Consider the following 7156-nt stretch of genomic DNA (forward strand, 5'->3'; position numbering starts at 1 on the left):
GCCGTCACCGGGACGGGTCCCGGTGACGGCGCGACACTCCGTGGCGCGACTCCGGCCACACGCGGCCGCGGCCGGGGTCAGCCCGCCAGCTTCACCTTGGTCGCCTTGGCCACCTCGCAGGTCTGCGGCATCGCGGCGGAGTCGCCCTTCCAGACGCCGGACGCGAGTGCGCTCTTCCGGGCACCGGCCTGGACGGGCTGGTCGGCGAGGGTGACGTAGACCGCCTTGTCGGGGTGCGCGGAGTTCAGAAAGCGGACCTTGACGGTGTAGGCGTAGTCCGCCGCGCCGTTCACGTTGTCGAGCTGGACGACCGCGAACAGCTTGGCCGCATCGCGCAGTTGGCAGGACTTGATGCTGACCTCGACCTTGGAGGTGACGGGCTTGGCGGGGCCGGATCCGTCGGCCGCACCACTCGCCCCGGCGGACGGCGACGACGTGGCCTTTGCGCCCGGCGAGCCGCTGCTGCTCGCGCTCTCCTTCCCCTTCTTCCCGTCGGCATCGGACGATGCGTCGTCCGAGCCGCCACTGGAGCAGGCCGAGAGGGCGAGGAGGGCGGAGGCGGCGAGGGCGCCGAACGTGGCGACGCGAGGAAGGTGGCGCATGGCGGAAGGTCCCCCGTCAGGACACAGGTTCGCCGGACGGACCGGCCGGATCCGTTTCACGCTACACCTGCGGATATCGCCGCCCGCAGGGCGGGTGGCCGACGAGTTCGGCCTCGCTCGCGTCCGTGCGGAGGCACAGCGGACACCGACCGCCTAGGTGTCGAACTCGCAGTCGCGGGTCTCCGGCAGGGCCAGCAGACACAGGAGGCTCACCAGACAGAGCCCGCCGGTGTAGAAACCGAGCACGAGCGGTGAATCCCACCGGCTGTTCAGCCAGGTGGCGATGGACGGGGCGAAGCCGCCACCGAGGGTGTTGGCGAGGATGAAGGCCGCGGAGGCGCCGGTGTAGCGCAGCCGGGCGGGGAACAGTTCGGCCAGGAATGCCGCCACCGGAGAGAACATCAGCGCGAGCAGCACGAGTCCGACCGTATAGGCGCCGGTGATCGTCAGGGCGTCGCGCGAGCTCAGCGAGGCGTACATGGGCACGGCCCATAACACGCAGCCGACGGCCCCGGTCAGCATCACCGGGCGACGGCCGACCCGGTCGGCGAGCCTGGCGGCCGGGACGGTGATGGCGATTCCGGCCGCGGCACCGATGCTCGCGGCGGTCAGCATCGTGTTCTGCGGAATGTCGAGTGACTTCGGACCGTACGAGATGCTGTAGACGATCGTCAGGTAGTAAACAGCTGAGCCACCGAGCGCCGCGCCGACGCCGAGCAGCAGCCGACCGGGATGCTGTTGGAGAAGTACACCGAGCGGAAAGCGGGACACCGGCGTCGGCGCCGGTGCTGTACGGGTGGCCTCCGGGCTGAACACGGGTGACTCGGAGACCGTCGTACGCACCCACAGGCCGATCAGTACGAGGACGGTGCTGAGCAGGAAGGGGATCCGCCAGGCGCCGTGCGTGAAGCCGTCCCGGCCCGCGAGGTGGAGGGTGGGCAGGATGACGGCGCTGGACAGCAGGAAGCCGAGCGAGGGGCCGGCCTGGGGAATGGACGCGTACAGCGCGCGGCGCCCGGGTGGCGCGTGTTCCACGGAGAGCAGCACCGCGCCACCCCACTCGCCACCCATGCTCACGCCCTGCAGCAGCCGGAGCGTCACCAGCAGGACGGGAGCGAGGAGTCCCGCGGTCTCATACGTCGGCAACAGTCCGACGCCCACCGTTGCCACGCCCATCAGCAACAGTGAGGTGGCCAGGGCCCGTCGGCGACCCAGCCGGTCACCGATCGTCCCGAACAGTACGACGCCGAGGGGGCGGGCCAGGAAGGCAGCGGCGAACGTGAGGAATGCGGCCAAGGAGGAGGCGGTGTCGTTCCCGGAGGGGAAAAAGGCCGGGCCGAGGACGAGCGCGGCGGCGGTGCCGTACACGGCGAAGTCGTAGTACTCGATCGTGGTGCCGATCAGGCTCGCGACGGCGATCCGCGCTGCTTTGCTCTTCGGTTCCGGCGGTGGTGCGACGGCCGGTCTGGGACGGGCGGTCTCGAGCGCGATCTTGGCGGGGGAATCGGGCATGGGGGTTCACTTCCGGTATGCCCGGAACCAAACGGTCCGGGTCCAGATGGGGACGGCCTCGCATGCAACACGAATCGGAGCGGGGTGTCACTCTAAACCCCGAAATTCGATTTCGACAAGGAAGCCTGGCCATCCGATTTAGCCGGGGGATGTCGCGGGTTCTGGAGACGAATAAGCGCCTCTTTACACAGCTCACCAGCCATAAACGTCCGCCGCGGCTACGGGTGGACACATCTCCAGAAGTCGCACAGAGCGCACCATGCGGCACCACCCCCACCACTTTCCGCATAACGACCCACCACGACCACGACTCAACCCCCAACAACCCGGTCGAGGGCTAATAAATATGCGGAGTTCAGTGTAAAAATTCCCAGGCAGTCACACCTTGCCAACGGGCGATCACCCGGTGAATGCTGAGGCGGGCAAGAACTTGAAAGTTTCATGACCGCTCTTTTTCGGCCATGGAGGCCCCAACGGGATGCCGTAGTTCCGCTTTTCCAGGATTTTCACTCGAAGCCGCTGCCAGACCTTGCCATGCGGCCTCTGGGTATGGAAGGCGCATTACTCATGATGAAAAACGGCAAGTTATTTCGCCTAAGACGACTGTCGTTGGCGGGTGACGACAAACACCTGCTCGTCCCACTCGACCACAGCGTGTCGGACGGCCCGATCGTCCCCGCCGACCAGTGGACCGATCTGCTCCGGGCGCTGGTGGCCGGCGGGGCGGACGGGATCGTCGTCCACAAGGGACGTGCCCGCGCCCTCGCACCGGACATCCTCAAAAGCTGCGCCCTGGTGGTGCACTTGAGCGCCAGTACCGCCTGCTCCGCCGATGTCAACGCCAAGGTGCTGGTCGGCGATGTCGAGGAGGCGTTGCGGCTCGGTGCGGACGCGGTCAGCGTGCATGTGAATATCGGGTCGGACACCGAAGCGCAGCAGCTCGCCGATCTGGGGGCGGTGGCCCGCTCCTGCGATGCGTGGGGCATGCCGCTGATCGCGATGGTCTACCCCCGGGGCCCGCGGATCGAGAACCCGCACGATCCCGCCCTGCTCTCGCATCTGGCCAATGTCGCCGCGGATCTGGGCGCCGACATGGTGAAGACCTCCGTCGCCCTGCCGCTCGACCGGATGGCCGAGGTGGTGGCCAACAGCCCCATCCCCATCCTGGCGGCCGGAGGCCCGCCCGACGGCTCCGACCTCATCGAATACGGCACCGCCGTCATGGCCTCCGGCTGTCGGGGGCTGGCCATCGGCCGCCGGGTCTTCACCTCCCCCTCACCCGCCGCGCTGGTGTCCCGGCTCTCCGCGGTCGTACACGGCGGCAGTGGCGGCAGCAGCGGCGGTGACGGCACCGAACCGGCGACGCGTCCCGACGGACGGACCGATGACATGGCCCATTACTCGACGATGGTGGCAGGTATCGCATGAGGTTTGCATGGATCGATCTGCGTGAAGTCCCGGGGCCACAGCTCCAGGCGGTGGTGGACGCGGCCGTCCACACCCGGATGGCCGGGGTGCTGGCCACCGATGCCGAACTGCTTGCGACGCTGCCCCCGACCGTCACCCGGGTGCTGATCCCCGGGGATCCGGCCACGGACACCGCGAAGAAGCCCGGTGCCAAGGAGACGAAGGAAACGAAGGAAACCAAGGGGGATTCCAAGGAGGCGAAGGCCACCACCACATCCCCGTCCGGCGCCGGATGGGACGTCCTGCTGCGGACCTTCACCGCCCAGGACGAGCTCGACGCCCTCGCCGCGGACAACCGTGCCACCAGTGGCACGCCGACCGCCGGCTTCATCGACGTACGCGACGACCGCACCCTGCGGCTGTCGTGCGCGGGCGCGATGGCGCTGCCGTACACCGTCATCCACTTCGCCGACCCGACCAAGATCCCGCTGGAGATCGTGCTCGCCGCGGCCGAGTCCGCCGAGGGCAAGCTGCTCACCACCGTCGCCGACCTGGAAGAGGCGGCCATCGTCTTCGATGTGCTGGAGCGCGGCTCGGACGGCATCCTGTACCCGCCCCGCACCGCCGACGAGGTGTTCGCGCTGGCCCGGCTGCTGGAGGCCACCACACCGCAGTTGGAGCTGGCCACGCTGACGGTGGAGAGCATCCAGCACGTCGGGCTCGGCGACCGGGTCTGTGTGGACACCTGCTCGCACTTCGAGGAGGACGAGGGCATCCTCGTCGGCTCGTACTCCTCCGGGTTCATCCTCTGCTGCAGCGAAACCCATCCGCTGCCGTACATGCCGACCCGGCCGTTCCGGGTCAACGCCGGCGCCCTGCACTCGTACACGCTCGGGCCCGAGAACCGCACCAGCTATCTGAGCGAGGTGGGCTCCGGCCACGCCCTGCTGGCGGTCGGCGCCAACGGCCGCACCCGGCGGGTCGTGGTCGGCCGCGCCAAGCTGGAGTCCCGGCCGCTGCTGGAGATCCGCGCCCACGCCGAGGACGGGCAGTTGGTCAGCCTGACCGTGCAGGACGACTGGCATGTACGGGTACTCGGCCCGGGCGGGAAGGTCCTCAACGTCACCGAGCTGCGGACCGGCGATGAACTGCTCGGCTATCTGGCCACGGACAAGCGCCATGTGGGCCTGCCGATCGGCGAGTTCTGCAAGGAATTCTGATGGACACCACAGGCATGGCACCCGTGATCCAGAGGCTGTTCGACGGGCGGAATGACAACCTGTCCTATCTGACGCACAGACAGCTGACCATCTCCCGGGGCGAGTTACGGGAGCGGGTGGCCAAGCAGGCCGAGGTGTTCACCGGGTACGGCATCGGTCCGGGCAGCACTGTGGGCCTGCGGACGCCGCCCAGTTTCACCCAGGTCGAGGTGTTGCTCACGCTGTGGCGGCTCGGTGCCCAGGTGACGCTCTTCGACTTCCGGCTCAAACCGGCCGAGGTGGAAGCGCTCTGCGCCTCCTGCCGACCGCAGTTCATGGTCCGGGCCGGTTCCAACGTCCAGGGGGCGTCCGGCTTCCGGCCCGAGTACGAGATCGTCACCGAGTGCCGAAGAACCGGCCGACCGGCCACCACCGGGCACCGGCTGGTCCAGTTCAGCTCGGGCTCCACCGGACGGCCGAAGGTGATCGGCAGGACCGCCCAGGCCATCGAGGCCGAGGTGGACCGGTTCGCCTCGATCCCCGGGATGCCCGGCGAGGGCGACCGGCTGCTGCTGCTCAGTTCGACGGCGCACAGCTTCGGACTGATCGGCGGGCTGCTGCACTCACTGGCGGCCGGTGTGTCCGTGGTCTTCGCGCCCCGGATCTCGGCCCGCGACATCCTGCGGACGGCGGTCGACCACCGGATCACCGCCCTGTTCGGGGTGCCGATGCACTACGAACTGCTCGCCGCCGCCATCGATCCCCCCGAACTGCCCGAGCTGCGGGTCGCGGTGTCGGGCGGCGAGCTGATGCCCCCCGAGGTCGCGGCGCGGTTCACCGAACGGTACGGCGTACCGGTCGGCGAGTCCTACGGGACCACGGAGACCGGTGTGGTCGCCATGGACGTCAGCGGCGCGCTGCGGCCGTCGGTCGGCCGGACCGTACCGGGTGTGGTGGTACGTGAGCACGGGGGTGAACTTGACATCGCGCTCGATGACTCGCCGTATCTCTTCGACTCGGGCGGCGCCCAGTTCGCGGACGGCTGGCTGCACACCAGGGACCGGGCCACGGTGGACGGCACCGGGGCGGTACGGGTGCGCGGCCGCGCCGACTCCCTCGTCGTGATCGGCGGCCTCAAAGTGGATCTCACCGAGGTCGAAAATGTGCTCCGCGAGCACCCGGGCGTCGAGCAGGCGGTTCTGGTCCACGAGGGCGTGACCGAGGCCTATGTCGCGCTGACCGCAGGGGACGACCGCCCGTCCGCCGAGGAGCTGCTGCGCTGGTGCCGGGAGCGGCTTGCCGACTACAAGCTGCCGCGGGTGATCCGGCTGCTGGACACCCTGCCCCGCACGTCCAACGGGAAGCTGGTGCGTCAGGCCGCCACGCTCCAGGCGGCCGCGACGGTCGGAGGGTAGCCGGCCGGGGCTGTTCACACCTTCGTACGACTTTTCTTTCACGTGAGGATTTCATTCATGGACACGCCAACGCTGGAGGGCGAGATCCGCGAGTTCGTCCTGGCCACGGTCATCGACGAGATGAGCCTCCTGACGAGCCGCGACGGCATCACGGACGAGAGCCCGGTGACCGTCGAGGGGCTTGAGCTCGACTCGCTGAGCCTGATCGAGCTCACCCTGCGGCTGGAGTCGCGGTTCGGCGTAGAGATCCCGGACGCCGACATCGAGCCGCTGGCCTCCCTGAACCTCGGCCAACTCGTCGCCGAGGTCGCCCGACGCGGTGCGAAGGCATGAGCGCGGGAGACACAGCGAGCGACGGCGGTCTTGCCCTCTGCCCCATCACCACCGACACCGTCCGGGAGCTGCTGTCGGACCGCAGGGTCTTCCCGGCAGTGCCCGCCGAGCTCGACGAGGACGCCGAACTGGTACTGGACTCCCTCGGGTTGGTGTGGCTGCTGCATGTGGTGGAGGAGCGCTACGGCCTGGTCGTGGAGCCCAGCGACGAGGACGTCGTCGGGCTGACCTCGCTGCGGCGGCTCACCGCGTATCTGCGCGCCGCGCAAACCGACCGGGCAGCAGAGGACGGCCGCGATGAGCGGTGAGGTGACGGTGACCGGATTCGGTGTGCGCACCGCGTTCGGCACAGGCGCCGAGGCCTTGCGGCGCGGGGTGTTCGCGGGAGTCCCCTCGTTCCGGGCCACCACGAGGTTCGACACCGGCCCGTACCGTACGCCGATGGCGGGCGTCGCCCCGGACGGACCCGACGCGGCCTGGGACTGGGCGCTGCGCCATGCGCTCGCGCAGTGCGGTACGGAGGCCGTCGACATGGCGGGCCTCCGTCCGGGCACGAAGGCAGCGGTGCTGCTCGGCGTCGCCGGTGACTGCACCAGCATCACCCGGCACTGGCGAACCGCCGCCGGGGCCACGCCGGTCCCCGACCACCGGTCCGAAGCCTCCGGGGCGGCGGAGCGGGCCGCCGACG

7 protein-coding genes and 1 pseudogene are annotated in these 7156 nt (G+C 69.3%); 6 read left to right on the forward strand and 2 right to left on the reverse strand.

Annotated elements, in window-relative coordinates:
• Positions 1-77: 77 nt before the first annotated feature.
• Together ACWDSL_RS50670 and ACWDSL_RS50675 are read right to left on the reverse strand one after the other, a co-directional pair.
• Positions 78-602: a hypothetical protein gene (locus tag ACWDSL_RS50670; protein WP_450496202.1), complete on the reverse strand. Its 525-nt coding sequence runs from the start codon at positions 600-602 to the stop codon at positions 78-80.
• A gap of 153 nt (positions 603-755) precedes the next feature.
• Positions 756-2114 carry an MFS transporter gene (locus ACWDSL_RS50675; RefSeq protein ID WP_450496204.1) on the reverse strand — a complete coding sequence of 453 codons (1359 nt, stop codon included), beginning with the start codon at positions 2112-2114 and terminating at the stop codon, positions 756-758.
• Positions 2115-2681: 567 nt separating this feature from the next.
• Between ACWDSL_RS50675 and ACWDSL_RS50680 the strand changes: the two genes are divergently transcribed.
• From ACWDSL_RS50680 to ACWDSL_RS50705, 6 genes and pseudogenes are all read left to right on the forward strand, one after another.
• Positions 2682-3542, forward strand: coding sequence for a 2-amino-3,7-dideoxy-D-threo-hept-6-ulosonate synthase (locus tag ACWDSL_RS50680; RefSeq protein WP_450496212.1), 861 nt, complete (start codon positions 2682-2684; stop codon positions 3540-3542).
• Positions 3539-4741, forward strand: a complete 1203-nt coding sequence (locus tag ACWDSL_RS50685) for a 3-dehydroquinate synthase II family protein (protein ID WP_450496206.1) — start codon at positions 3539-3541, stop codon at positions 4739-4741. Before ACWDSL_RS50680 ends, ACWDSL_RS50685 begins: the two co-directional genes overlap by 4 nt.
• The gene (locus tag ACWDSL_RS50690) at positions 4741-6135 is read left to right on the forward strand and encodes a class I adenylate-forming enzyme family protein (RefSeq protein WP_450496208.1); all 1395 of its coding nucleotides are present in this window, start codon (positions 4741-4743) and stop codon (positions 6133-6135) included. Before ACWDSL_RS50685 ends, ACWDSL_RS50690 begins: the two co-directional genes overlap by 1 nt.
• Before the next feature lie 57 nt (positions 6136-6192).
• Positions 6193-6468, forward strand: a complete 276-nt coding sequence (locus tag ACWDSL_RS50695) for an acyl carrier protein (protein ID WP_014174207.1) — start codon at positions 6193-6195, stop codon at positions 6466-6468.
• Complete coding sequence (locus ACWDSL_RS50700) at positions 6465-6776, forward strand: acyl carrier protein (RefSeq protein ID WP_450496211.1); 312 nt, start codon at positions 6465-6467, stop codon at positions 6774-6776. The genes ACWDSL_RS50695 and ACWDSL_RS50700 overlap by 4 nt, the downstream gene beginning before the upstream one ends.
• Positions 6766-7156: pseudogene (locus tag ACWDSL_RS50705) on the forward strand (beta-ketoacyl-[acyl-carrier-protein] synthase family protein); the annotation flags it as partial. The gene ACWDSL_RS50700 and the pseudogene ACWDSL_RS50705, both read left to right, overlap by 11 nt.

The organism is Streptomyces sp. NPDC000941 (assembly GCF_053599555.1).